Annotated in this window: 21 protein-coding genes, 1 other RNA gene and 2 other annotated features; of the genes, 3 read left to right on the top strand and 19 right to left on the bottom strand. The window is 37.1% G+C overall.

Annotated features, from left to right (window positions below):
• Window positions 1–6: 6 nt before the first annotated feature.
• From D8M04_RS01640 to cymR, 13 genes are all read right to left on the bottom strand, one after another.
• Window positions 7–645: an O-methyltransferase gene (locus D8M04_RS01640; protein WP_121520768.1), complete on the bottom strand. Its 639-nt coding sequence runs from the start codon at window positions 643–645 to the stop codon at window positions 7–9.
• A 118-nt stretch (window positions 646–763) separates the two neighbouring features.
• Window positions 764–1,879, bottom strand: coding sequence for an endolytic transglycosylase MltG (gene mltG, locus D8M04_RS01635; protein WP_121520766.1), 1,116 nt, complete (start codon window positions 1,877–1,879; stop codon window positions 764–766).
• A 708-nt stretch (window positions 1,880–2,587) separates the two neighbouring features.
• The gene (locus tag D8M04_RS01630; protein WP_121520764.1) at window positions 2,588–2,875 is read right to left on the bottom strand and encodes a DUF1292 domain-containing protein; all 288 of its coding nucleotides are present in this window, start codon (window positions 2,873–2,875) and stop codon (window positions 2,588–2,590) included.
• Window positions 2,876–2,884: 9 nt separating this feature from the next.
• Window positions 2,885–3,298, bottom strand: a complete 414-nt coding sequence (ruvX, locus tag D8M04_RS01625; protein WP_121520762.1) for a Holliday junction resolvase RuvX — start codon at window positions 3,296–3,298, stop codon at window positions 2,885–2,887.
• Window positions 3,299–3,565 carry an IreB family regulatory phosphoprotein gene (locus D8M04_RS01620; RefSeq protein WP_121520760.1) on the bottom strand — a complete coding sequence of 89 codons (267 nt, stop codon included), beginning with the start codon at window positions 3,563–3,565 and terminating at the stop codon, window positions 3,299–3,301.
• 103 nt (window positions 3,566–3,668) lie between these two features.
• On the bottom strand, window positions 3,669–6,302 hold the full coding sequence (alaS, locus tag D8M04_RS01615) for an alanine--tRNA ligase (protein ID WP_121520758.1): 2,634 nt from the start codon (window positions 6,300–6,302) through the stop codon (window positions 3,669–3,671).
• A gap of 528 nt (window positions 6,303–6,830) precedes the next feature.
• Window positions 6,831–7,044 (bottom strand) — a binding site (T-box leader).
• A 56-nt stretch (window positions 7,045–7,100) separates the two neighbouring features.
• Entirely contained in the window at window positions 7,101–8,174 is a 1,074-nt protein-coding gene (locus D8M04_RS01610; protein ID WP_246001088.1) for an AI-2E family transporter, read from the bottom strand.
• 47 nt (window positions 8,175–8,221) lie between these two features.
• Window positions 8,222–8,407, bottom strand: a complete 186-nt coding sequence (locus tag D8M04_RS20310; RefSeq protein ID WP_246001087.1) for a hypothetical protein — start codon at window positions 8,405–8,407, stop codon at window positions 8,222–8,224.
• 75 nt (window positions 8,408–8,482) lie between these two features.
• Window positions 8,483–10,780: an SF1B family DNA helicase RecD2 gene (gene recD2, locus D8M04_RS01600; RefSeq protein ID WP_121520752.1), complete on the bottom strand. Its 2,298-nt coding sequence runs from the start codon at window positions 10,778–10,780 to the stop codon at window positions 8,483–8,485.
• A 14-nt stretch (window positions 10,781–10,794) separates the two neighbouring features.
• Window positions 10,795–11,454: a tetratricopeptide repeat protein gene (locus D8M04_RS01595; protein WP_121520749.1), complete on the bottom strand. Its 660-nt coding sequence runs from the start codon at window positions 11,452–11,454 to the stop codon at window positions 10,795–10,797.
• A gap of 16 nt (window positions 11,455–11,470) precedes the next feature.
• Window positions 11,471–12,583, bottom strand: coding sequence for a tRNA 2-thiouridine(34) synthase MnmA (gene mnmA, locus D8M04_RS01590; RefSeq protein WP_121520747.1), 1,113 nt, complete (start codon window positions 12,581–12,583; stop codon window positions 11,471–11,473).
• 16 nt (window positions 12,584–12,599) lie between these two features.
• Window positions 12,600–13,742, bottom strand: a complete 1,143-nt coding sequence (locus tag D8M04_RS01585; RefSeq protein WP_121520745.1) for a cysteine desulfurase family protein — start codon at window positions 13,740–13,742, stop codon at window positions 12,600–12,602.
• 570 nt (window positions 13,743–14,312) lie between these two features.
• Complete coding sequence (gene cymR, locus D8M04_RS01580) at window positions 14,313–14,732, bottom strand: cysteine metabolism transcriptional regulator CymR (protein ID WP_121520743.1); 420 nt, start codon at window positions 14,730–14,732, stop codon at window positions 14,313–14,315.
• A 182-nt stretch (window positions 14,733–14,914) separates the two neighbouring features.
• Here cymR and D8M04_RS01575 point away from each other — a divergent pair, with 182 nt between their 5' ends.
• Window positions 14,915–16,186 (top strand): replication-associated recombination protein A, encoded by a 1,272-nt coding sequence (locus D8M04_RS01575; RefSeq protein WP_121520741.1) that lies wholly within the window; start codon window positions 14,915–14,917, stop codon window positions 16,184–16,186.
• A 160-nt stretch (window positions 16,187–16,346) separates the two neighbouring features.
• Window positions 16,347–17,018 carry an RsfA family transcriptional regulator gene (locus tag D8M04_RS01570; protein WP_121520739.1) on the top strand — a complete coding sequence of 224 codons (672 nt, stop codon included), beginning with the start codon at window positions 16,347–16,349 and terminating at the stop codon, window positions 17,016–17,018.
• A 501-nt stretch (window positions 17,019–17,519) separates the two neighbouring features.
• Here the strand turns inward: D8M04_RS01570 and ssrS are convergent.
• The 4 genes from ssrS to D8M04_RS20105 form a co-directional block, all read right to left on the bottom strand.
• A non-coding RNA gene (gene ssrS / locus D8M04_RS01565) (6S RNA) lies at window positions 17,520–17,703 on the bottom strand.
• A 113-nt stretch (window positions 17,704–17,816) separates the two neighbouring features.
• A complete protein-coding gene (aspS, locus tag D8M04_RS01560; RefSeq protein WP_121520737.1) occupies window positions 17,817–19,586 on the bottom strand; it encodes an aspartate--tRNA ligase in 1,770 nt (589 codons plus the stop codon).
• Complete coding sequence (gene hisS / locus D8M04_RS01555; RefSeq protein WP_121520735.1) at window positions 19,583–20,869, bottom strand: histidine--tRNA ligase; 1,287 nt, start codon at window positions 20,867–20,869, stop codon at window positions 19,583–19,585. The genes aspS and hisS overlap by 4 nt, the downstream gene beginning before the upstream one ends.
• Before the next feature lie 61 nt (window positions 20,870–20,930).
• Window positions 20,931–21,144 (bottom strand) — a binding site (T-box leader).
• A gap of 64 nt (window positions 21,145–21,208) precedes the next feature.
• The gene (locus D8M04_RS20105; protein WP_187695390.1) at window positions 21,209–21,382 is read right to left on the bottom strand and encodes a hypothetical protein; all 174 of its coding nucleotides are present in this window, start codon (window positions 21,380–21,382) and stop codon (window positions 21,209–21,211) included.
• Window positions 21,383–21,478: 96 nt separating this feature from the next.
• Between D8M04_RS20105 and D8M04_RS01550 the strand changes: the two genes are divergently transcribed.
• Complete coding sequence (locus D8M04_RS01550; protein ID WP_121520733.1) at window positions 21,479–22,519, top strand: N-acetylmuramoyl-L-alanine amidase family protein; 1,041 nt, start codon at window positions 21,479–21,481, stop codon at window positions 22,517–22,519.
• A 175-nt stretch (window positions 22,520–22,694) separates the two neighbouring features.
• Here D8M04_RS01550 and dtd read toward each other — a convergent pair whose 3' ends face one another.
• Together dtd and D8M04_RS01540 are read right to left on the bottom strand one after the other, a co-directional pair.
• Window positions 22,695–23,141 (bottom strand): D-aminoacyl-tRNA deacylase, encoded by a 447-nt coding sequence (gene dtd, locus D8M04_RS01545; protein ID WP_121520731.1) that lies wholly within the window; start codon window positions 23,139–23,141, stop codon window positions 22,695–22,697.
• Window positions 23,142–23,168: 27 nt separating this feature from the next.
• A complete protein-coding gene (locus D8M04_RS01540) occupies window positions 23,169–25,373 on the bottom strand; it encodes a RelA/SpoT family protein (RefSeq protein WP_121520729.1) in 2,205 nt (734 codons plus the stop codon).
• Window positions 25,374–25,508: the final 135 nt, after the last annotated feature.

Below are 25,508 nucleotides of genomic sequence, written 5' to 3'. Positions count from 1 at the left end.
CTCCCTTCACTTCTTATAACTAACAGCAACTCCATCACCAATAGGTATAATGGAAGTATCAAAAAGAGGATGTTCCATTAAAAATTTATTATAACCTCTTATCTTCTCTACCATATTCTTGAACTTCTTTGGTGAATCCACTGGGTTTGCAACATACCCTCTAAATAATACATTATCCGTTACAACTAGACCACTGTCATTCAATATCGGTACGGAAAGATCGAAAAACTTCTTATATTGGCCTTTGGCCGCATCAATAAATATAAAATCAAAGGACTTGCCTAACTGGTACAATTTTTCCATTTCATCAAGTGCGTCACCATTAATAACATGGATCTTTTCTTGTTTGCCTTGCCGTTCTATATTTTGAATTGCTTGATAATAACGCTCCTCGTCTTTCTCTATTGTTGTAATCATTGTCTCTGGGTATGCTTCTAGCATTCTTAATGCGGAATATCCAATAGCAGTTCCAACTTCAAGAATCTGTTTTGGCTGATGAATGCGAATTAACTGCATGATAAAATGAATGCCAATAGGATCCATTATTGGAACGTGGTCCTTTTTTGCTGCGACTTCCAAGTCCCTTATCCAGCCTTCCTTAGCTGGCAGTATTTCCATTAAATAATCTTTAATTGATTCTTCCATTTCCCTACCCCAATTCTCTGAACAATACTATTTTAATAACCTAATCCATTAGAAACATACCGACTTCTTGAAAAAAATGAGAAATGTGAAAATAGATCACATTTCTGCATTTTCTTTATTAATTTAGATATTCAGCTCTATTTTGATTATGTTCTTCGTTGGTTTCAGCATAATGAATATTTCCTTGCGCGTCATGCAGGAAGTATAGGTAATCGGAGTCCATAGGATTAACAACTGCATCCAGTGAGCTTGCTGAGAAGTTTGAGATAGGTCCAATTGGCAGGCCTTCAATCATATAAGTATTATAAGGTGAATCTTCCTCTAAATGCTCATACAACGTTGTCTGAAGATGCTCACCTATCGCATAAGCAACGGTTGGATCAGTCTGCAATTTCATCCCCTCTTCCAGACGATTATAGAAGACCCCTGCAATTTGTTTTCTTTGTTCTTCATTACTAGCCTCTTTTTCCACCAAAGAACTTAATGTAACAGCTTCATGTATCGTTAATCCTCTTTCCTCAATCGCAGCAAGATAATTCGAAACAATTAATTCAGTCTGAGAGAGCATTTGTTCTATTACAGATTCTACAGTTGGTTCTTCTTCATAGAAGTCATAAGTAGCAGCAAATAAATAACCTTCTAACGGTACCAGTATATCCTCTTGTAAGATGTCCTCTGTTAAAACACTATATCTTTTTATTAATTCGTTAATATAATCTTCATTATTCACTACTTCCAGAAATTCTTCCTTAGTAAAGGGTAATTTCTCTGCATAGATATCGGCCATTTGTTCTATTGTGAGACCCTCTGGAATTGTTACTCGATAAATTGGTTCCTGCAATACTTTGCCTTCTTGTATGTTCTCAGCAATTTCATCAAGGGACATTGATTGTGTTAGTGTATAATTTCCAGCTTGAAAGTCTGAGTAATTATTTAACTTTATGTATAGTTGAAAGATGGTTGCATTCTTAATCACACCACTTTCTTCTAAAATACTTGCAATGTTTGAACTGGAAGAACCTAATGGAATCTCTACAATTATTTCTTCACCATTGTTAGGATCTACTGGCTCTAATGCAGATTTGATATACAAATAGCCTGATACTCCACCAACAATAATAAGTAATAGTATTGCCAATATAATAACGGAAGCAATTTTCCTAACTTTAGTTGCCTCTTCACTTCTCGCAATGAGGTTGTCCTTAAAAGATCCCTTATTGTTATTCTTGGACATAAAATCCCCCTCTCATTCGTCATATTATACTAAAAAAGCACATTTATATCCATTATTTTTATGTTGGAAGGACGACTACGGTATTAATTTGTTACTTTTTTTGCTCTTTCTTAGTTGATATAAACTGCGAATTATCAAAAATAGTGGGTAATACCGCTCCGGAAATACACTACGCTTTCCGCGGGCGCTGCTGAGCCTCCTCGAGACTAACGTCTCTGTGGGGTCTCACCTATGCTTCTCATCCCGCAGGAGTCTTCGTGTATTTCCTCCGCTGGTATGGTGCTATAAAGGAAACACAACTCCACATATGATGTGATTGTAGCGGAGGGCAGTCGACTCCTCGAAAAAGAATAGCACTTCTTCTTCGTGCGATGTATTGCTGCCGTAGCCTTCCTTGTCATGTGGGAAAAGCTACAAGCGAAGAACCCGCAGGAAGTGAGAAGGAACAAAGGCTAAGAACGCCACGTCCTGTCGCAACGCCTTTGTGACCAACATCCTGTTGGCCCGAGGCTGAGACGTTGCCCGTGGGAAGCGTACTGTCCGCAGCGGAAATCACCCCGCGTATTTCCCTGGTGTTTCCGGTGTTTTTAGACAATATACTGAATTAAACTAATCAGAAGTCTATATTTATTATCATATACCACAATTTTATATTATGTAGTCTTAAAAAAACAAAGCTGATGTCAGTAAACATCAGCTTTGTTTGTGTTAGTCGGCATTTAGTTCTTCTTCATCTGCTAACGTATTTAACATTTCTTCTACCATGTCCCATTCTTCGTCAGATTCAATTGGGAATAAGGAGAGATCTTCTTTCTCTGTTTCTTCATAACGGAAAGCATAAACTTCTACTTCTTCATCCTCTGCTTGTTCAACTGGTACAACAGCAATATAGGATTGACCTGTTTCATCTACATCAAAGGTAAACAATACTTCAAATAGATGTTCCTCACCATTCTCGTCTGGTACAATAATTCGTTCTTTCTTTTCTAATGCCACAAACTCACCTCATTTTTTATCTAAATATCCTTGCAAAATCATAACTGCTGCCATCTTATCAATAACTTTCTTGCGTTTCTTGCGACTCATATCGGCCTCAAGAAGTACTCTTTCAGCAGCCATTGTGGTAAGACGTTCATCCCACAAAACTGTAGGAATCTTGAAAGTCTCTTCCATATACTCAGCGAACCTAATGGAAGCTTCTCCACGTTCACCTATTGTACCATTCATATTCTTTGGTAATCCTATAATAGCTTTACCAATATCATGTTCCTTTATTATTTCACTTAGAGATTCGTCTGCAGAATGAATATCGTCTTCATTCCAATATAAAGTTGTTAAACCCTGAGCGGTCCATCCTAGTGCGTCACTGACAGCAACACCTATCGTTTTTGAACCAACATCCAATCCAATAATTTTCATTTAATCCGCCTTTTGCTGTTCTAAATAAAATTTAACTAATTCTTCTATTACTTCATCGCGCTCTACTTTTCTAATGAGATTTCTTGCATCATTATATCTCGGAATATAAGCTGGATCACCAGAAAGTAAATAACCAACGATTTGATTAATTGGGTTATATCCTTTTTCATTTAAGGCCTGATGAACTGTAAATAGTATTTCCTTTATGTCCTGATCAAATGGTTCTTCTGAAAAGTTGAATTTCATTGTTTTATCGTTGGAACTCATTACGACACCCCGTCCTTAAAAAAACTGATCCTTTACTTTGAATATACTTTAATAACATCTTAACATGTTTCATGAAAATATTATATCATTTTCATCTGTTCTATTAGACCTTATTGATATATTCTTGGGCAGCTAGTAATGCCTCTTCTATTTTAGCCGGATTCTTACCACCTGCTTGAGCCATGTCAGGACGTCCACCACCACCGCCTCCGCATACTTCGGCAGCATGTTTAATTAATTTCCCTGCATGGTATCCTTTTTCAACTAAATCTTTGGAAACTCCTGAAGCTAATAGTACCTTCCCATCACTTTCAGCAGCTAACAATATGATACTTGTTGATAACTTTTGTTTTAATTCGTCTACCATGTTTCTAAGCTGGTTCATATCTTTCACATGAACTTTTTGTGCTAGCAATGGTACCTCATTAATGGTTTTCACTTGGTCAAGGATGGAGGCTGCTTCTGCATTTGCTAATTTCGCATTTAATGAATCATTTTCTTTTTGTACTTGTTTTAACTCGTTAAATAAACTTTCGATTCGTTCAGGTACCTTTTCATCACTTGTTTTTACTAATTTAGCAGCCGATTGAAGAATATCTATCTTTTGACTTAAAAATTGATATGCAAACTTACTTGTCACAGCCTCAATTCTTCTGATACCAGCCCCTATTCCACTTTCAGAAACTATCTTAAACAAGCCTATCTCTGAACTATTACGAACATGACACCCACCACAAAGTTCTAGACTGTAATCACCAATCTGAACTACGCGAACAATATCACCATATTTTTCTCCAAATAGTGCCATTGCACCCATTTCTTTCGCTTCTGCCAATTTTTTTAGATTAATTTCAACAGGCAACGCTTGCCATATTTTTTCATTAACCTTTTGTTCAATTTGATGTAATTCCTCTTCTGTAACTGGTTGAAAATGGGAGAAATCAAATCTTAAGCGTTCGGGTGTAACTAACGAGCCTGCTTGATTCACGTGTGATCCTAAAACATCCTTTAATGCTTGATGTAATAAATGCGTTCCGGTGTGATTTTTAATAATGGAGGTTCGGAAAGTCGAATCAATAGACGCTCTCACACTCTCTTCATTGCGTACTTCTCCATCTTTTACTACTACATGATGAATATGTTGGCCTTTAGGTGATTTTTTTACATCTTTTACATATAAAGATGCTTCGTCCGTATAGATCCAGCCATGATCCGCTACCTGTCCACCACTTTCCGCATAAAACGGAGTAGAACGGAGGAATACAAATACCTCATCACCTTTCTTCGCAGTATCAACTATCTCTTTTCCATTGAAAATGGATACAATCTCCGTTTCTACTTCATAATGGTCATAACCAACGAATTCACTTTCGACTTCAATTTCACTTAAAGCATTGTCTTGTACTTTCATAGAATCTACTTTTTGACGGGCATTTCTAGCACGGTCTTGTTGTTTTTGCATTTCCTCGTTATAACCGTCTTCATCTATTGTAAATCCTTCTTTTGATACATACTCTTCGGTTAATTCCTTTGGAAATCCATACGTATCGTATAACCGGAATACTTCCACTCCTGGGAATACTGTATTTCCTTTTTCCTTTTCTTCCTTCATAATTGTCGTCAAAATTTCCAGCCCATCATTAAGTGTTTCATGGAATCGTTCTTCTTCTACCTTAACAATAGACTTAATTAAATCTTTTTGCTTCAGCACCTCTGGATAGAATTCTTCCATAATTTCTCCAACAGTCTCTACTAATTCATACATGAAAGGTTTATTGATTCCAATTTCTTTTGCGAATCTTACTGCTCTGCGCAATAATCTTCTTAATACATAGCCACGACCCTCATTAGATGGTAATGCTCCATCACCTATAGCAAAGCTTACAGTACGAATGTGATCTGCTATTACCTTGAAGGCTGTATCACTTTCAGTTGCTCTACCATAAGTTGTTGTTGCTAACTCTTCTGTCTTACGAATAATTGGCATAAACAAATCGGTTTCAAAGTTAGTCGGAGCATCCTGAATGACAGAGACCATTCTCTCCAGGCCCATACCAGTATCAATATTCTTCTTAGGAAGCGGAGTATACGTATCATCAGGATTATGATTGAATTGCGAAAACACCAAATTCCATATTTCTAGATAACGGTTATTTTCCCCACCTGGATATAATTCCGGGTCTGTTGGGTCATTGCCAAATGCTTCTCCTCTGTCATAAAAAATCTCTGTATTAGGTCCACTCGGTCCTTCTCCAATATCCCAGAAATTTTCTTCCAAACGGATAATTCTTTCTTTTGGTAATTTTATTTCATTAAGCCAGAAATCAAATGCTTCATCATCTTCTGGATGCACGGTTACGGATAGCTTTTCTGGATCAAGTCCTAACCATTTCTCACTTGTTAAAAACTCCCAAGCCCATTGAATTGCTTCTTTTTTAAAGTAATCCCCAATAGAGAAATTTCCTAGCATCTCAAAGAACGTATGGTGTCTTGCTGTATATCCAACATTCTCAATGTCATTTGTACGAATGGCTTTCTGAGCATTAACTATTCGAGGGTTTTCTGGAATAACACGACCATCAAAGTACTTCTTAAGGGTTGCAACTCCACTGTTAATCCAAAGCAATGTTGGATCGTCCATAGGGACTAGAGAAGCACTAGGCTCTACTCGGTGGCCTTTTTCTTTAAAAAAGTCGATATACATCTGTCTAACTTGTGCGGATGTTAATTTTTTCATTATATTTCCTCCTAAAAATATGATTTCCAATTGGCCATTTCGCTATTTATTGATTTTGACAGTTGATAGATATAGTGAATTAACTTAATTCAATATTTAGCTTAAAAACACTAAACCAAAAATATGTGCTTGTGATTTCCGCTGCGGGCAGTACGCTTTCCGCGGGCTCGCGCTGAGCCTCCTCATTCGCAGAGACCGCTCACTGCGGGGTCTCAGCGTCTTCTCTTTCCCGCAGGAGTCGACTGCCCTCCGCTACAATCACTTCATGTTTAACTTAGCTTTTACCATCTATACATTAAAAGTTTAAGCACTAATTAGCGGAGGAAATACACGGAGACTCCTGCGGGATGAAAAGCCTAGTCTCGAGGAGGCTCAACAGCGCTCGCGGAAAGCGTAGTGTATTTCCGCTGTGGGTTTTATGCACTATACTGAATTAAACTAATCAGAAGTCTATCTATATTTGTAAGTATCAACTATCAAATAGAAAACAGCTTTCTTATAAAACAAAAAAATCCCCTCTCTGCATTATGCAGGGACGAGATATATCGCGGTACCACCCTAATTATGAACTGATTACTTGCTTAAAGTTCATCACTTACTCATGTTAACGGTATGATACCGGCGGGGATTAGTCGCACTCCAGTGTAGCTTTCCATGACTCTTGTTTAGGATTTTTTTCAGCCAAGAAAATCCTTCTCTAATAAACTGAACTTCATGTACTGATCACTTTCATTATTTTAGCAAATATGTGGTATTTATATTTAACTGATTAGAGTATAAAAAACTTCAGACATATTGTCAACGATTACCAGGAAAAGCTATAACATGATTTACGATAACTTTCCCTATTGTTAGTAAAGGAACAGCAAAAATTAACCCAATTACACCAAATAATTCTCCACCTAATAATAAAGCGAAGATAATGGCTACAGGATGGATTGCCACACTTTTGCCAACAATATATGGAGACAGCAGATTTCCTTCTATAATTTGAATAACCAAAATACCAATCAAAACAAAAAATATAAGTTTAATTTGACCTGTTGTTGTATAAGCAATAATTACAGCTGGTATCGCTCCTAAAATAGGGCCAAAATATGGAATTATATTAGTAATTCCCATTACTATAGCAAGCAGTAATGCGTATTCCAAATCTAACAGTTTAAAGATGAGCATCGAGGTTATGCTAACAAATAGGCAAACAATTAATTGGCCACGAATATATTTTCCTAAACTATCATCGATTGCATGTATGACTTCACTCGTTTTTCCAACAAATTTATGGGGAATAAACCCTTTAACAAAATTCTTCATCTTGTCATAATCTTTAAGGAAGTAAAATACGAGTACAGGAATCACTGTAATAACGATCACCATATCGAAAATTCTTGTAAAGCCACTTATAAGTTTGGATAGCAAAATGTCTAAGCTATTTTCTATACCTAAAATAATATCATCCATTTTATCATGGACATTTTCAGGTAAGAAAGAGGTAAAATTATAAACCTGCTGGATACTATTCCGATACATATCCATAAATAAAGGGAAGTTATTGGTTAAATCCCTCACTTGATGAATGACCTGTGGATAGATTCTATAGATTAGAAAGCCCACCCCACCAAAAAAGAGAATATATATGAATAGAATCGCTATTCCTCTATGAATATTGTAATGGTCAAGTTTCTCAATCACAGGATATAATAAATATGCAATTAAGGAGGCTATTATAAACGGAATCAATAATCTCCATAAAAACGAAAAAATCTCACTATAAAACGGATACGTCTTAACCAATAAGTAGATAAAAAGAAAGGTAAGAATGCCAAAAATTATCCATATCAGATAACGATACCGTCTATCTTGATGAATCACCATGCATTCCTCCTCTGGAAAGTGAAATAATCAAGGTAAACGCTTGGTTATTGAAGTTTCAGCTCTTCTTCCGTAAATAAGTCATTGAGTGAGCTTAAACTACCATCTGATTCAATTTGATGGACGGTTAATTCATTATTTAATATAGACATTTCAATAAAACAATTCCAGCAGTAATAATTTTGAGCTCCAATTTTTCCAATGTCTCTACTATTGCAATTCGGACATCTCATTATCATATTAACACCTCAGGTTCATAGATATCATTTATAATGAGAGTGTTGCCCGAAAACAACAGAAATATACATTTACATAAAATCATATGGAGTAAGCTCTTCCATATCTTCCTTCTCTAACTTTTCTTGAAGATGTTCTTTTAATGAAGTGAAACGATTATTGGTGTCAATTGTTTGGATTCCTCTGAAAAAGGCATTTGTTTCTCCACATATAATTAAAGATTCTTTACTCCGTGTGATTGCAGTATAAAGTAAATTCTTTCTTAGCATACGATGATAACTAGAAACGACAGGCAAAATCACAATCGGAAACTCACTTCCTTGAGACTTATGAATGGAAATACAATAGGCGTGCATGAAGTTATCATACTCTTTTCTTACGTACACTACTTCCCGTTCATCAAAACTAATCACAATTTGTTCTTCGTTCTCCGTGTTCTCATTCTCCCGGAAGATTGCAACGATCTCTCCAATATCGCCATTGTATACACCATCTTCAGGCTGATTCACGAGCTGAATTACCCTGTCACCAACTCGATAAATCACGTCATGTACTTTTACTTCTCTTCTTCTTTTCGTTTTAGGATTAATTAAGAGCTGCAGCTCTTTGTTAATCATCGTAATACCGGTTTGAGAACGATACATCGGTGCGAGAACCTGGATATCATTTAAATCAATGCCCTTCTCATAAGCCCTATTTACAATTTGGGTGATACAACCTATCATTTGAGATTCTGAACAAGAGATAAAACTAAAATCCTTATCTTTACTTAAGGAATTAGGGGTACAATTATTATTTTTAATATCGTGAGCAAGCTGAATAATTTTTGAGCCCTCTTTCTGTCGATAAACTTCATTCAAAGTCACAGATGGAATTAATTCGCTGCTAAGTAAATCCGACAATACCTGACCAGGTCCGACAGATGGCAATTGATCCTCATCACCTACTAAAAGTACCTGCATATCATCTGGTATTGCCTTGAATAGATGATTGGCAAGCCATATATCAACCATAGAAAATTCGTCTACAATAATATATTTTCCTTGTAACTGCTCATGTTCATCCTTGTCGAACTCATTTCCATTCCAGCCTAATAACCGATGGATAGTAACAGCTGGAAGTTGAGTAGATTCACTCAATCTTTTTGCTGCTCGGCCAGTTGGCGCCGTTAATATAAAAGGAAATTCAGTTTTATTTTTATAGTCATTCGGATCGAGGGATAGGCTGTGAATTGCACCATATGCTTTCAAGATTCCTTTAATTACTGTCGTCTTTCCTGTACCTGGCCCACCAGTTAGAATCAATACTTTAGAATCAATCGCCTTATTAATCGCATTAAACTGCTCTTTTCCATAACTTAATGTTTCTTCTTCTTCAATCACGCCAATAATCTTCATTAATTCTGCAAGGGAGGTTTTTTCATCTACTTCATTTTGCAGAATCTTTTTTAATCGGGAACTGAACCCGTCTTCTGCATAATAAAGCGATGGTAAATATACCCTGCCCTCTTTTAAAATTAGCTGCTTCTCTTGGTTCAGGGATTCCAATATTTCTAAAATGCTAGACTCTGTAAGCTCTTGTCTTGCATTTAATAGATTCAATACTTGATGAACGCATTCATCTATTGGTAAGAAAACATGACCATCCTGAATGGTTTTCTGTAAAACAAAAACACAACCTGCACCAATACGATTTGGATGTGAAACGGATAATCCTTTTTGCTTTGCAATTTCATCCGCCGTCTGGAATCCGAAACCTTCAATCTCAAACACATACTGGTATGGATCTTCTTCTAATACTTCAAGTGCGGAATCTTGATATACTTTATAAATTTTTTGTGCCATTTTAAGACCAATACTATACTTAGCTAAATGTACGACTACATTCTCAAAACCCTGATTTTCTTGTAAGCTTTTCACTAATTGCTGCTTTGTCTCTTTTTTTAACCCAGGGATATCATCTAAACAATCAGGTTGATTTAGAATTTTAGATATGGCTGATTCCCCTAAATGGTTCACGACCTTTTTCGCTGTCTTCTTACCTATACCATAAAAAAGCTCGCTGGATAAATAGGATATTAGTCCATCCTTGGTACTTGGAATAAAAGTCTTGTAAGCATGAACTGTATATTGCAAACCAAATTTAACGTGCTTCTCAAAGGTTCCATAAAAATAGTAGGTTGTTTGTTCTTGAAGAGCAGAAAAATACCCCTTAATGACAACTTCTTTTTCTTTGAAGTCTTCCGTTGTATCTTGGACCTTTATTTTAGCAATGGAGAAATGCTCTGCTTCATTTTGGTAAATCATCCGAAGAAGTTGTCCTTTTATATATTTTTTTTCTTCAATACCTTCTTGAACAAGCTCATCCATGATTAAAAACCTCACTATTGATTCATTAATGCTTCTATATTCCTTAATCCATTCGCTGCCAAAAGGTGATCCGACTGAATGGATAATGACTTTTCAAAATGACTCTTTGCTTTATTCATATCTTCCTTAAACAAGGCTATAACTCCTAGATTATAATGTGCATCAGCATGATTTCCATTTATATTCAAAATCTTATTAAAAACTTCTTCTGCATCTTTAATATGATCGGATTGTGCAAGAGCTAAACCATATTGAAACAGAATTTCTTCATCATTAGGATTGATTTCCGTTGCCCGCAATAGATATGGCAAGGCTAATTTAGGCTGGTCCTGATTCTGCAGAGTTAGACCAAGCATAAAATAGACATCCGCATCTTCTAACCCAAGAGATATTGCTTTTTGAAAGCTTTCTTGTGCCTTTGGATATTTTGACTGTTCGAAGTATAAATTGCCTAATTCATAGTGGGCAGCAACTGCTTGATTATCTAACTGGATTGCCTTTAAGAAAAAACGCTCTGCTCGCTCGAATTCTTGGAGGTGAAATAATAAGTTCCCGAAATTGATATAGCCTAATGGATTATTTGGTTCAGCTTCAATTATTTCATGAAAAAGCTGCCCGGCTTTTTCATAATCTTTTTCCATCATTGCTTGTATACCTTGTTCATTCTTATCCACGATAGCACTCCTTGTCTTACCCTACATATGAAAGTGATTTGTTATCTTTGATAATTTGATCAATGGTTCCCCCACCTAAGCACACTTCACCATCATACAAAACAACAGCTTGACCAGGTGTAATCGCTCTTTGTGGCTCATGAAAGTCGACAAACAGACTTCCATCTGATTGTTTGGTTACAGTAACTTTACTATCTTTTTGACGATATCTAAATTTTGCTGTACAAGTAAAAGTGTCTTGGATTTTCTCAGGGTTAATCCAGTTCAGATCCGTTGCAATTAATGCGTCAGAATATAACTTATCATTGTGATAACCCTGTTCCACGTAGAGAACATTGTCTTTTAAATTCTTCCCAATAACAAACCAAGGATCTCCAGGACCGCCTATTCCAAGTCCTTGTCTTTGTCCGATTGTATAGTACATTAAACCATCATGGCGACCCTTCACTTCTCCATCAAGTGTTTGCATCTCACCAGGTTGTGCAGGAAGATATTCACTTAAGAATTCTTTAAAATTGCGTTCACCGATAAAGCAAATACCAGTTGAATCTTTCTTTGTTGCCGTAACTAGACCAGCTTCTTTTGCAATCTTACGAACTTCTGATTTAGGCATATGACCTAACGGAAACATTACTTTTTGTAATACTTCTTCAGACAATTGATTTAAGAAATACGTTTGATCCTTATTGTCATCTACACCACGAAGCATCTGTACTTTGCCATCCACTTCTTTTACTTGTGCATAATGACCTGTTGCCAAGTAATCCGCACCTAATGACATCGCATGATCAAGAAACGCTTTGAATTTTATTTCTTTATTACACATAACGTCTGGATTTGGTGTTCTTCCAGCCTTATATTCGTCTAGAAAATAAGTAAAGACTTTATCCCAATATTCCTTTTCAAAGTTAACAGAGTAATACGGGATATCTAATTGATTACAAACACGAACAACGTCATCGAAGTCTTCCGTTGCTGTACAAACACCAAATTCATCTGTATCATCCCAGTTTTTCATAAATATACCCACAACGTCGTACCCTTGCTGCTTTAGAAGAAGTGCCGCAACAGATGAATCAACACCTCCACTCATTCCTACCACTACACGAATATCTTTATTATCCTTCATTTCTCACAATCCTTTTTTATTTTGTTAATCTTTTTATGATCTTGGCTACTCGTTCCGCCGCTTCCCTGACATTTTCTTCTGTATTAAACGAACCAAAACTAAATCGGATTGAATTCGTTGTACATGGATTATTCTCTCCATACATCGCACTTAATACATGGGAGGGCTCTACACTACCGGCCGTACAAGCACTTCCGCTGGAAGCTGCTATTCCATCCAAGTCAAAGTTTGTCAGTAATTGCTCTACGTTTGTGCCCGGAAAGCTAATATTGACAATGGATGAAATTTGAGATTGTGGGTTTCCATTAATTTCAAATCGCACATCATTTTCTTTTAGGACATCAGTAAACAAATCTTTAAATGTTTGGTACGATTTTCGTCTTTCCTCTTTTCTTTCCATTGCGAGCTCTACTGCTTTTTTAAATCCAACTATACTCACTACATTTTCTGTTCCAGGGCGTCGTTTTCTTTCTTGTTCACCACCAAATTGCAGGGCATTTATCTTTACATCATCAGCAATATACAAGAATCCTACGCCCTTTGGACCATTGATTTTATGTGCAGAAACAGATAACATGTCGATTCCTAATGCTTTTACATCAATATCTAGTAACCCATAAGCTTGTACTGCATCGGTATGAAAATATGCTTTATGTTCTTTTAATAATTTCCCTATCTCTTCTATTGGCTGTATAATACCTGTCTCATTGTTTACATACATAACTGAAACTAAAATCGTATCATCCTGTAATGCTTCTTGTAAATCATCAATTGAGATCATTCCATCTTCATATACAGGTAGATAGGTTACTTGAAATCCTTCTTTTTCAAGGTATTCTGCTGTATGAAGTGCAGCATGATGTTCTTGAACTGTAGTTATAATATGATTTCCCTTTTCACGATTCGCAAGTGCTGTCCCGAGTAATGCTAAATTGTCTGCTTCTGTACCACCACTTGTAAAGGTAATTTCCTTCTCATTCGCATTAATACTTTTCGCCATGATTCTTCTAGCTTCATCAAGATGCCGTCTAGCTTTTCTGCCAAACGAGTGAACACTTGATGGGTTCCCAAATATTTCCTGGTACACTGGATACATAGCATCAATGACTTCTTTGTCCATTGGAGTGGTTGCTGCATGATCCAAATAAATGGCTTCCATATTACTCTTTCCCTTCTATCTTCATATAAATATATATAACCGATCTTTCAGTATGTCAAATTGTCTTTATATTGACAAAATTGATAGAAATTGTGAATTAACTTAATTAAATATTTATCTTAAAAACACTAAACCAGAAATATGCGCTTGTGATTTCCGCTGCGGGCAGTACGCTTTCCGCGGGCTCGCGCTGAGCCTCCTCATTCGCAAAGACCGCTCACTACGGGGTCTCAGCGTCTTCGCTTTCCCGCAGGACAAGGAAGGCTTCGGCAGCGATACATCGCACGAAGAAAAAGTGCTTTTCTTTTTCGAGGAGTCGACTGCCCTCCGCTACAATCACTTCATATTTAACTTAGCTTTTACCATCTATAGTTTAAAAGTTTAAGCACTAATTAGCGGAGGAAATACACGGAGACTCCTGCGGGATGAAAAGCCTAGCTGAGACCCCGCAGAGACGACAGTCTCGAGGAGGCCCAGCAGCGCCCGCGGAAAGCGCAGTGTATTTCCGGAGCGGTTTTTCCTCTATATAGTGAATTAATTAAGTCAGCAAGTCTATCTATAATAACAGCCTTAAATATAAAACATATAAGCTTCCTGTGGTTCGTCATTGTCATGATTTGCCAGGTCTTCTAATGTTGTTTTATCCAGGACTTCTTTTATGGCATCTCGAATTCTTCCCCAAAGCTCCTGTTGAGCTGGTTGTTCACTTTCAATACCTTCTACAATCGTAATGGGACCCTCTAAAACTCGAATAACATCCCCTGCTGTAATATCCTTTGCATCACGAGCAAGTACATACCCTCCATATGCACCTCGTATACTTTTTATAAGGCCGGCATTTCTTAAGGGAGATGCGAGCTGCTCTAAGTAGTTTTCAGACAGGTCATTATCCTTTGCAATTAACTTCAAGGAAGTGGGCCCTTCTCCACTCCTTTTTGCTAAATCAATCATTATAGTTAAGCCGTATCTTCCTTTGGTTGATATTTTCATTTTCTTACACCTCTATTTTATTATTAACGTTTAGAATATCTAATTTTATTTTAAATAAAGTATCCCTCAAACGTACCATTTCTATATTACACGATATTATATCACGAATGACAAGCTTCTTGCATTATAGCCGAATTGGATTTAAGCTTTATATGATAGATTAACGCAAAGGGACGGATAAAATGAGAAAACCATTAGCTTTTCGAATGAGGCCAACACACATAAATGAAATCATTGGCCAAGAGCATCTAGTAGGGGAAGGAAAAATACTTAATCGGATGGTTAAAGCAGATCAACTGTCTTCCATGATTTTATTCGGTCCACCTGGAACAGGCAAGACCTCCATGGCTTATGCCTTAGCTCGTACAGTAGGGATAACTGTAAAAATACTAAACGCAGTAACAGACAAGAAAAAGGATATGGAGATTGTTGTCGAAGAAGCAAAAATGAGAGGTAATCTTGTTTTAATTTTAGATGAGGTACATCGATTAGATAAGGGTAAGCAAGACTTTCTTCTTCCACATTTAGAAAGCAATTTAATTACTCTTATTGGATGCACCACCAGTAATCCTTATCATTCCATCAATCCAGCTATCCGCAGCAGATGTCATTTGTTTGAGCTTCATGCCTTAACAGTAGAAGATGTAAAAAAGGCATTGAATCGCGCTATTATAGACAGGGACAATGGATATGGTGAAAAAAAAGTAGAACTAACAGAGGAAGCACTACAGCATTTCGCTTTATCTTCAAATGGGGACCTGCGTTCTGCACTTAACGGCTTGGAGTTAGCTGTTTCTTCAACGCCAGAGAATCAAGATGGTGTGATTTTAATCAATCTTGAAATTGCTGAAGAGTGTATGCAGAAGAAGAGCTTCTCACATGATAAAAATGGAGATGCACATTATGATGTTCTTTCTGCATTTCAGAAATCCATACGTGGCAGCGATGTAGATGCAGCGCTACATTATTTAAGTAGATTAATTGAAGCTGGTGACTTGGAGAGCATAGCACGCCGGATGATTGTGACTGCGTACGAAGATATTGGCCTTGCAAACCCACAGGCAGGACCAAGAGCGCTTTTTGCAGTTCAAGCCGCCGAAAGATTAGGTTTTCCTGAGGCAAGGATACCATTGAGTGTTGCTATTATTGAGCTATGTCTCTCTCCGAAATCAAACACAGCTTATAAAGCACTAGATCTTGCGCTTGCTGATGTTCGTAGCGGTAAAGGTGGAGAAATTCCAAACCATTTAAAAGATGCACATTATCAGGGAGCTGAAAAGTTGGGTAGAGGTGTCGAATATAAGTACCCACATGATTACGAAAACGGATGGGTTCCACAACAATATCTTCCTGACTCTATAAAAAACAAACACTACTATCAACCAAAAGAGTCTGGCAAATTTGAGCGTGCATTCAAGCAAGTTTATGAAAAAATGAACCAAGAAAAAAAATAAATAAGGTATAAATCCATTTCTTAGCGGCAAAACTAATTATTAATCATAGAACGTTACCCTACTAAACTGAATTTATTCTCTAAATATTAGGTAACAATCTATATCAATTTTCAATAATGAAATCTATTGTTATAGCTGCTAGGAAAAGGAGTGAAATATAATGGCTAAAGTTAGACAAGATGCTTGGTCACATGAAGATGATTTATTGCTAGCTGAAACCGTATTACGACACATTAGAGAGGGCAGTACACAACTCAATGCTTTTGAGGAAGTTGGAGACAATCTTAATCGCACTTCAGCTGCCTGTGGGTTTCGCTGGAATGCTGAAGTGAGACAAAAATATGAAAGTGCAATCGACTTAGCGAAGAGACAGCGTAAAGAGAAAAAACGTGCTATGGTAAGCAAGACGCAAACCTTTAGAAAACCGGTTATTGCTTTACCAGCAAATTTTGATGAGGAAATGGTTAAAAGTGAAGAGGACACAGCTTTCTCAATCGTTAATGCTGCACCGTCCATTAATCTCGATACGGTCATTTCCTATTTAAAAGATTTGAAGAAAGACTATCAGGCTTCCAATCAATCAAAATTAACATTGGAACAATTGAGAAATGAAAACAGCATCCTTAAGGAAAAAGTACAACAGTTACAAAAACACTTAGAACAAACGGAAGAAGAAAAGAAGACAATTAAAGAAGATTATCAAGCATTTATTCAAATTATGGAAAGAGCAAGAAAGATGACTGTCCTAGAAGACCAAACAGGAATAAAAGCCCCAACTTTTCGAATGGACAAAAATGGGAATCTTGAACAAGTGGCACAGGGTTCTAATTAAAAAGATCCAGATAATACTAGAGAAACTCTACCATTCGCTTGGATCTTTTGAGCGTCCAATTTTTACGATTTGAGCACTCATCTCCTTTATGAGTGCTCTTTTCATTACCATCATCCGCTTTTCAGGCACTCATCCGCTTTATGAGTGCCCTTTTCATCACAGTTTGCCGCTGTTTGGGCGCTCATTCACCTTATGAGTGCCCTTTTCATCACAGTTTGCCGCTGTTTGGGCGCTCATTCACCTTATGAGTGCCCTTCTCATCACAGTTTACCGCTGTTTGGGCGCTCATTCACCTTATGAGTGCCCTTCTCATCACAGTTTACCGCTGTTTGGGCGCTCATTCACCCTATGAGTGCCCTTCTCATCACAGTTGCCGCTATTTGGGCACTCCTCTGCTTTATAGTCAATGCCAAGATATTATTTAGCCAAGTCTTACTGTTTAATCTAAAGCATAAAAAAACTGACTTTAATGAAAAAGTCAGTTTTTTATTATGTAGACAGCAAAATCCCGATTATGCCGTTTGATTTCTGTTTTGATCCCGCTTATGGCAGGTGGGTGCTCTGTTTTATAGGTATAATGCTTCCACTTTAGAAAGTGGCTTGCATGCACTATAAAAACTTCAAGCTCCCTTTTTTAAAAGTGTTCGGTCAAATAACGAGCAACAAACGAACATATCAGGATCAAGCTTTATTTCATTTGTAAATTTATCTTAACATATCATATGGTCATTTTCAATGAAACATTGGATGAAATTTACATTACAACTATTACAATTTCTTATCATCAATTACTTTTTATTAGTCATTTTCCTTTGATAAATGAATAGATAGTTCATCCAATTGTTCTCCACTCACTGGACTCGGTGCTTCTGTTAGTAAATCAGAGGCAGAGGCAGTTTTAGGGAACAGGATTGTATCTCGTAAATTTGTTCTTCCAGCTAGTAGCATGATAATACGATCTAATCCTAACGCAACACCACCATGTGGAGGAGCACCATACTCGAGAGCATCTAATAGGAAGCCGAATTGCTCTTCAGCTTCTTCTTGTGTGAATCCTAACACTTTAAACATTCTGTTCTGCAAATCGCGGTTGTATATACGGATAGATCCTCCGCCTAATTCATAACCATTTAACACTAGATCATACGCATTTGCATGAACATTTTCAGGGTCGGTTTCCAGCTTTTCCAAGTCTTCCTCAACTGGAGATGTAAATGGATGGTGTGCAGCAAAATATCTGCCAAGCTCTTCATCATATTCTAAAAGCGGCCAGTCCGTTACCCAGAGGAAATTAAATTCCGCTTCATCAATTAAATTCAACTCTTTACCTAGTTTGAGACGAAGAGCACCTAAACTATCATAGACCACAGAACTCTTATCAGCAACAAATAATAATAAATCACCATCTGTTGCTTCTGCGCGATTAGAAATATTCGTTTTCTCTTCTTCAGACAGGAATTTCGCAATTGGTCCCTTTAACTCTTCCCCTTCTAGTTTCAACCATGCTAAACCTTTCGCTCCGTAGACACTAACAAACTCTGTTAATTTATCAATATCTTTTCTGGAGAAGTTTGCAGCTTCGCCTTTTACATTTAACATGGCTACTTTACCACCATTTTCAATCGCGCTTTTAAATACCTTGAAACCTGCATTAGCTACAATATCAGAGATATGAATTAATTCTAATCCAAATCTTGTGTCCGGTTTATCTGAACCAAAGCGGTCCATTGCTTCTTGGTAAGGCATTCTAGGAAGTGGCAATTCAATTTCAATTCCCTTTACTTCCTTAACAACCTTCTGCATCATGCGTTCTGTCATTTCCATAATTTCATCGCTGGTCATAAACGATGTCTCAATATCCACTTGAGTAAATTCTGGTTGACGATCTGCTCGCAGATCTTCATCACGGAAGCAACGAGCGATTTGATAATATCTTTCAAACCCACTCATCATAATCAATTGTTTAAAAAGTTGCGGTGACTGTGGCAACGCATAGAATTCACCCGGGTGAACACGGCTTGGCACCAAATAATCACGAGCTCCTTCTGGGGTGCTCTTAGTAAGAATTGGTGTCTCCATTTCTAAAAAGCCGTTATCATTTAGGTAATTACGAATTGCTTGTGTTGTTTTATGACGTAATTTAAATGTTTCCTGTAGCGGTTTTCTGCGCAAGTCAAGATATCGATACTTTAATCGTAAATCTTCTGATACATCGGTTTCATCTTGAATAGTAAAAGGAGGTGTTTTAGCTTTGTTTAAAATAACAATCTCCTTCGCAAGCACTTCAATAGTCCCGGTTTCCATTAGCGGATTCACGGTAGAGGCATCACGACCAACCACCTGACCAGTGATTTCAACAACATATTCAGATCGTATTTTGTCTGCAATTTCTAATGCTTCCTTTGAATAATCTGGATTGAATACAACTTGAACTAACCCTGATTTATCACGCAAGTCAATAAAAATCAATCCACCCAAATCACGCCTTTTTTGTACCCAACCTTTTAATTGAATAACTTGATCAATATACTCTTCTGTAATTGTACCTGCTAATATTCTTTCCATCATTCGCCTTTTCCTCCCTGAAGGTACCCTTTCATTGCTTCTACGATATTGCCAAGAGATACTTCTGTTTGTTCTCCTGTTCCCATAGATTTCACATTGATGACTTGTCTTTCAAGTTCACTTTCTCCTAAAATTAGGACATACTTTGCTTGCAGACGGTCTGCTGCTTTAAATTGGCCTTTCATTTTACGATTTTGATAATCTTTGTCTGCTTGAATTCCTTCATTTCGTAGTTGATGAACAACTTTTACAGCTTCCAATTCTGCTTTATTCCCCACTGCAACGACGTAACAATCCAATGCATCGTCAAGTGGAATTTCTACCTTTTCAGCTTCAAGCGCCATTAACAAACGTTCAAGACCCATTCCAAAGCCAATTCCAGGAGTATTGGGGCCACCTAGTTCTTCGATTAAGCCATTATATCTTCCACCGCCAGCTAGAGTAGTAATAGCCCCAAAGCCTTCCGCATCACTCATAATTTCAAATGCAGTATGATTATAATAATCTAGACCCCGAACTAGATTGGGATCAACTACATATTGAATTCCCATAGCTGTTAAGTTAGTTTTGACCTGTTCAAAATACTCTTTTGATTCTTCGTTTAAATAATCCAAAATAGAGGGTGCCGTTTTCATTGCTGGATGGTCACGGTCCTTTTTGCAATCAAGTACACGTAAAGGATTTTGAGATAATCTAGTTTGGCAGTCTGCACACAGCTCATGCTTATGGGGGCTAAAGTGTTCTACCAGTGCGTTTCTATGATTCGTCCTGCTCTCTTTGTCACCTAATGAATTGATGACTAATTTTATGGAGCTTAAACCGAGTTTACGATAAACTGTCATTGCTAAATCTATTACTTCTGCATCTACTGAAGGACTAGCACTACCTAAGACTTCTACGCCAAATTGATTTAGTTGACGCATCCTCCCTTTTTGTGGACGTTCGTAACGGAACATTTGAGCAAAATAGTATAGTTTGACAGGTTGATTTGGTTCACCAAATAACTTATGCTCCACAAATGCACGCGAAACAGCAGCTGTTCCTTCAGGTCTAAGAGTTAAGCTTCTTCCCCCACGGTCTTCAAAGGTGTACATTTCTTTTTGAACGATATCAGTAGAATCTCCAACTCCTCTTTGAAAAACCTCCGTATGTTCAAACAATGGGGTGCGTATTTCCTGGTAATTGTAATTATCACAAATCGACTTTATTTGCTGCTCGACATATTGCCATTTTTTTGCATCTTTAGGCAGAATATCAGCCGTTCCACGTGGTGCACTCAAACTCATTTTAATATACCTCCAAACTTAATTTTTAAAATTATGCATAGAAAAAACTCCCGTCCCTAAAATAAGGGACGGGAGTTTACCCGCGTTGCCACCCTAGTTGATACTGTGTATCCACTCGATGCAGTTAACGCCTGCCAAACGTTTATATCTACTCTATTTCGATATAAATCCTTAGGAATGTCTTTCATTAGCCCAACATGTAAAAATGCTTTCAGCCATGGCATTTTCTCTCTTTTCATTTGGTCACTAATTACTCTTTCCCTCATTGGATCTATTGCATATTTACATTTGTTCGTTAATATTGAATGTCTTTAATATTAATATTTCCTCTAAAGATTGTCAAGCACGATCCAATTTTTTCTTCAGAGTTCTAACCTCACCTATTGATATACCTAATTCTTCTGCGATTTCCAAATGATTTGCATGACTTTCGATTTCTGTAAATCGGTGGAAATTAACTCCAAAAATATCATTACTATTTCTAGCACTCCATTGTTTAACATGTACCCGCATCCAAATTCCTCCTTTGCTATATCAATAGCTTTGCCTAATAAAGAAATTTTTATTATACTTGTTGGAGACTGTTTAAAGAAAGGAAATATATAACGAATGAAGAAACTCATTCTATTTATGGTTACGGTTACGCTTGTAATTGGAGCTTGCATCACTACGGTACAAGCAGATGAGGTTTTAGTTAGAGTAGATAATCTCAATATTCGCAGTGGTCCTGGAACAGAATATCCAACTGTCGGACAAGCAAATGCCGAAGAAGTATATCCCTTCCTTCAACAAGAGGAAGATTGGGTTGAAATTGAGCTGGATAGTGGCACTGGTTGGGTAACTGCGGAATTCGTAACAATTAATGGTACTGAAGCTAAAATAGGGAAAGAAAAAAAGGGGAAGAAACTATCCATTCAACAGGATCAAACTCAATTAAGGAATGGGCCTTCTACCGACTATGAGATTGTTTATTTTGCAAACGCTAATGAAGAATTTACTATTCTGTCCGAAATGGATGATTGGTACGAAGTCAAAAATGATAAAATTACTGGCTATTTATACAAAGGTTTACTAGATGATACTCCTGATACCGATGCAAAGAATAATTCCTTTCAAGATAAAACGATTATTATCGATGCAGGACACGGTGGACATGATGTAGGTGCAATTGGTGCTACAGGTACGTATGAGAAGGACTTTGCATATTTTACTGCTACAGAGCTAGAGAAGGAACTTAGTGCATTAGGTGCCAATGTAATGCTAACTAGACCAGAAGATGAATTCGTTTCTCTAGCAGCAAGAGTCAGTTTTTCCAATATATCCAACGCTGACGCTTTTATAAGCATTCACTATAATAGCTTTACAGAACAGCCGCAAGTAACAGGAATAGAAACGTTTTATTATCATAACCAAGACAAAGCACTTGCGGAACATATACAGCGTGAAGTAATCAAAGCAACAGATGGAAAAGATCGCGGAGTTGGAAGCGGTGATTTATATGTTATTAGACAGAATTTTATACCATCTGTTCTAGTTGAATTAGGATTCATTTCGAATACTGAGACAGAAGCAAAGTTATTAACAAAAGCTTATCAAAATAAACTTGTCTCAGGCATTGTTAATGGTTTAGGAAGATACTTCTCTGAATAAGGAATTTCTTTAGTTTTTTTTAAAGCTAGCAAATCATTACATATTAGAAAAGCCAGCACATTCGATTTTTTTGCGAATATGCTGGCTTTTAGCTAATTTACGTTATCTAATTTCACTGCTTAAGCAATACATTAAACTTGCTAATCGAAAAATAAGTGCAGGACACAGTCTGCCTTTATTTTTCCTTGCTATCTATTATTAATGTAACTGGGCCGTCATTGGTTAATGTGACATCCATCATGGCTCCGAACTGACCGGTTTCGACCACTATTCCTTCAGCTCTAAGTTTTTCATTAAACTGCTCATATAAAATGTTTGCTTCCTCTGGTTTAGCTGCTTGAATAAAACTGGGCCTTCTTCCTTTTTTTGTATCTGCATACAATGTAAATTGAGAGATAGATAGGACTTCGCCATTTACATCAAGCAACGAGTGATTCATTTTTTCGTTATCATCTTCAAATACACGTAAATGAATAATTTTCTTTACTAGGTAATCTACATCTTCTTCATTATCATCATGGGTGATACCGAGTAAAATAACGAAGCCGTGTTTTATATCACCGATTACTTTTCCATCTACTTTTACATTTGCATTACGCGCTCTTTGAATAACTGCTTTCATCTTCTTTTCAATCCTTTCATACCGTCCCTAGTGTATTGTACGGGTTACACTGTATACATCTTTAATTCGTTTAATTCGTTCTACAATTTTCCGCAGGTGCTGGGTATTATGAATCAAGATTGTAATCTGAATGACAGCCGTTTTATTTTGATCAGAGCGGCCATTAACATGGGTAATATTGGTTTTCATTTCGTTCACAGCCTGTAAAACCTCATTTAGCAAACCTCTTCTGTCATAAGCGGTTACTTCTAAATCAACATGATACTGTTTGCTATCCGGTTGATTATTTTCCCACTCAACGTGGAGGTACCGTTCCTTAGCTTCATCTGTTTGTACATTAGGACAATCATCACGGTGAACAGATACTCCACGTCCCTTTGTGATGTAACCAACAATATCGTCTCCTGGTACTGGATTACAACACTTTGCAAGTCTTACTAATAAGTTATCTATACCTTCAACACGAACTCCTGAATCTTTCTTATGGGATGGCCTGTGACTTACATCTGCAGTCTTTACATCATTAATTGTTAATGCAAGCTCCTGCTCTTTCTGCTGTCTTTCACGCATTTTATCAGTCAAACGTGTTGCGATTAATGCTGCCGTAATTCCTTGGTAACCAACTGCTGCATACATATCGTCCTCTGACTGGAAGTTAAATCGTTCTAAAACCCGACCAAGATTCTCTTGGACTAAGACATCTTTCGGTTCAAAATTCAATGCACGAATTTCTTTTTCTACTGCCTCTTTACCTTTACTTACATTTTCTTCTTTTCGCTGTTTCTTAAAGTATTGCTTTATCTTGCTTTTCGCCTGCGTGGTTTGAGCAATTTTTAACCAGTCTTGAGATGGTCCATACGAATGCTTAGAGGTTAAGACCTCCACGATATCACCATTTTTTAATTTATATTCAAGTGGAACCATTTTACCGTTTATTTTTGCACCGACCGTTTTATTTCCGATTTCAGTATGAATCTTATATGCAAAATCTAAAGGAACAGAACCAGAGGGTAACTCAATTACATCACCTTTAGGTGTAAAAACATAAACCATATCTGAAAATAGGTCGACTTTCAAGGATTCGATGAACTCTTCTGCATCATGCGTATCGCTTTGCCAGTCTAGTATTTCTCTAAATAGGGTTAGTTTTTCCTCAAAAGATTTCTTACCATTATTGAGTTGCTTGCCCTCTTTATATGCCCAATGAGCGGCAATTCCATATTCTGCGATCTCATGCATTTCCTTTGTACGAATTTGTACTTCTAAAGGGTCTCCCTTTGGACCGATAACTGTGGTATGCAATGACTGATACAGGTTCTGCTTCGGCATAGCAATGTAATCCTTAAATCTTCCAGGCATAGGCTTCCAATTTGTATGAATGATGCCAAGAGCAGCATAACAATCCTTGATACTTTCTACTACAATTCGCACAGCAAATAAATCATATATTTCATTAAATTGTTTATTTTGTTTTGTCATCTTTTGATAAATGCTGTATAAATGCTTAGGCCGACCTGACATTTCTGCGTCTATATTCACTTCTTTAAGCTGGTTTGTTAGCTCATCCACCACTTCTTGAATATAATTTTCTCGTTCTTCTCGCTTTTGCTTCATGAGATGGACAACTCGATAATATTGCTGTGGATTTAAGTATCGTAAAGCTGTATCTTCGAGCTCCCATTTAATTGTCGATATACCTAAACGATGCGCAAGTGGAGCAAATATTTCCAGTGTTTCATTTGCTTTTTGACGCTGTTTCTCTGGTGGTAAATGCTTCAATGTTCGCATATTGTGCAGCCTATCTGCTAGTTTGATAAGAATAACTCGCAAATCCTTTGCCATGGCTACAAACATTTTTCGATGGTTTTCTGCCTGAATAACCTCTTTAGATTTATACTTTATCTTACCTAATTTCGTGACTCCATCTACCAGCATCGCCACTTCATGATTGAAAGACTCCTCGATATCTTCCAGTTTAATCTCTGTATCTTCCACAACATCATGTAAAAAGCCACCCGCAATGGTCTCTGCATCCATTTCTAAATCAACTAGTATCCCAGCAACCTGTACAGGATGAATGATATACGGCTCTCCCGATTTCCGATATTGTTCGCTATGAGCATCTTTTGCGTAATCGTACGCCTTTTGAATCAAGGCAATATCCTCGTCATCCAGATACTTACTTGATTTCTCTATTACATCTTTTACTGTATAATTATCATCTTTCGCCATGAAATCACCTTATTTTGCTACCATAGGTAAATTTGGTTTATTTTGTATTTAAAAGTATTAATTTGTCACTGTATAAGAAAAACTTGGCTTTACTATAGACTTTCGACAAGCCAAGATTTAAAATATTAATTCAGT

The organism is Oceanobacillus piezotolerans (assembly GCF_003665065.1).
GTDB classification, from domain to species: domain Bacteria; phylum Bacillota; class Bacilli; order Bacillales; family Amphibacillaceae; genus Oceanobacillus; species Oceanobacillus piezotolerans.
This window is presented reverse-complemented; position numbering and strand designations above follow the sequence as displayed.

Excerpts from the sequence above, each read along its gene's own strand:
- D8M04_RS01640 (WP_121520768.1), bottom strand. The coding sequence starts at position 645 with ATGGAAGAATCAATTAAAGATTATTTAATGGAAATACTGCCAGCTAAG.
- mltG (WP_121520766.1), bottom strand. The coding sequence starts at position 1,879 with ATGTCCAAGAATAACAATAAGGGATCTTTTAAGGACAACCTCATTGCG.
- ruvX (WP_121520762.1), bottom strand. The coding sequence starts at position 3,298 with ATGAAAATTATTGGATTGGATGTTGGTTCAAAAACGATAGGTGTTGCT.
- D8M04_RS01620 (WP_121520760.1), bottom strand. The coding sequence starts at position 3,565 with ATGAGTTCCAACGATAAAACAATGAAATTCAACTTTTCAGAAGAACCA.
- alaS (WP_121520758.1), bottom strand. The coding sequence starts at position 6,302 with ATGAAAAAATTAACATCCGCACAAGTTAGACAGATGTATATCGACTTT.
- D8M04_RS20310 (WP_246001087.1), bottom strand. The coding sequence starts at position 8,407 with ATGAGATGTCCGAATTGCAATAGTAGAGACATTGGAAAAATTGGAGCT.
- recD2 (WP_121520752.1), bottom strand. The coding sequence starts at position 10,780 with ATGGATGAGCTTGTTCAAGAAGGTATTGAAGAAAAAAAATATATAAAA.
- mnmA (WP_121520747.1), bottom strand. The coding sequence starts at position 12,583 with ATGAAGGATAATAAAGATATTCGTGTAGTGGTAGGAATGAGTGGAGGT.
- D8M04_RS01585 (WP_121520745.1), bottom strand. The coding sequence starts at position 13,742 with ATGGAAGCCATTTATTTGGATCATGCAGCAACCACTCCAATGGACAAA.
- cymR (WP_121520743.1), bottom strand. The coding sequence starts at position 14,732 with ATGAAAATATCAACCAAAGGAAGATACGGCTTAACTATAATGATTGAT.
- D8M04_RS01575 (WP_121520741.1), top strand. The coding sequence starts at position 14,915 with ATGAGAAAACCATTAGCTTTTCGAATGAGGCCAACACACATAAATGAA.
- D8M04_RS01570 (WP_121520739.1), top strand. The coding sequence starts at position 16,347 with ATGGCTAAAGTTAGACAAGATGCTTGGTCACATGAAGATGATTTATTG.
- aspS (WP_121520737.1), bottom strand. The coding sequence starts at position 19,586 with ATGATGGAAAGAATATTAGCAGGTACAATTACAGAAGAGTATATTGAT.
- hisS (WP_121520735.1), bottom strand. The coding sequence starts at position 20,869 with ATGAGTTTGAGTGCACCACGTGGAACGGCTGATATTCTGCCTAAAGAT.
- D8M04_RS20105 (WP_187695390.1), bottom strand. The coding sequence starts at position 21,382 with ATGCGGGTACATGTTAAACAATGGAGTGCTAGAAATAGTAATGATATT.
- D8M04_RS01550 (WP_121520733.1), top strand. The coding sequence starts at position 21,479 with ATGAAGAAACTCATTCTATTTATGGTTACGGTTACGCTTGTAATTGGA.
- dtd (WP_121520731.1), bottom strand. The coding sequence starts at position 23,141 with ATGAAAGCAGTTATTCAAAGAGCGCGTAATGCAAATGTAAAAGTAGAT.
- D8M04_RS01540 (WP_121520729.1), bottom strand. The coding sequence starts at position 25,373 with ATGGCGAAAGATGATAATTATACAGTAAAAGATGTAATAGAGAAATCA.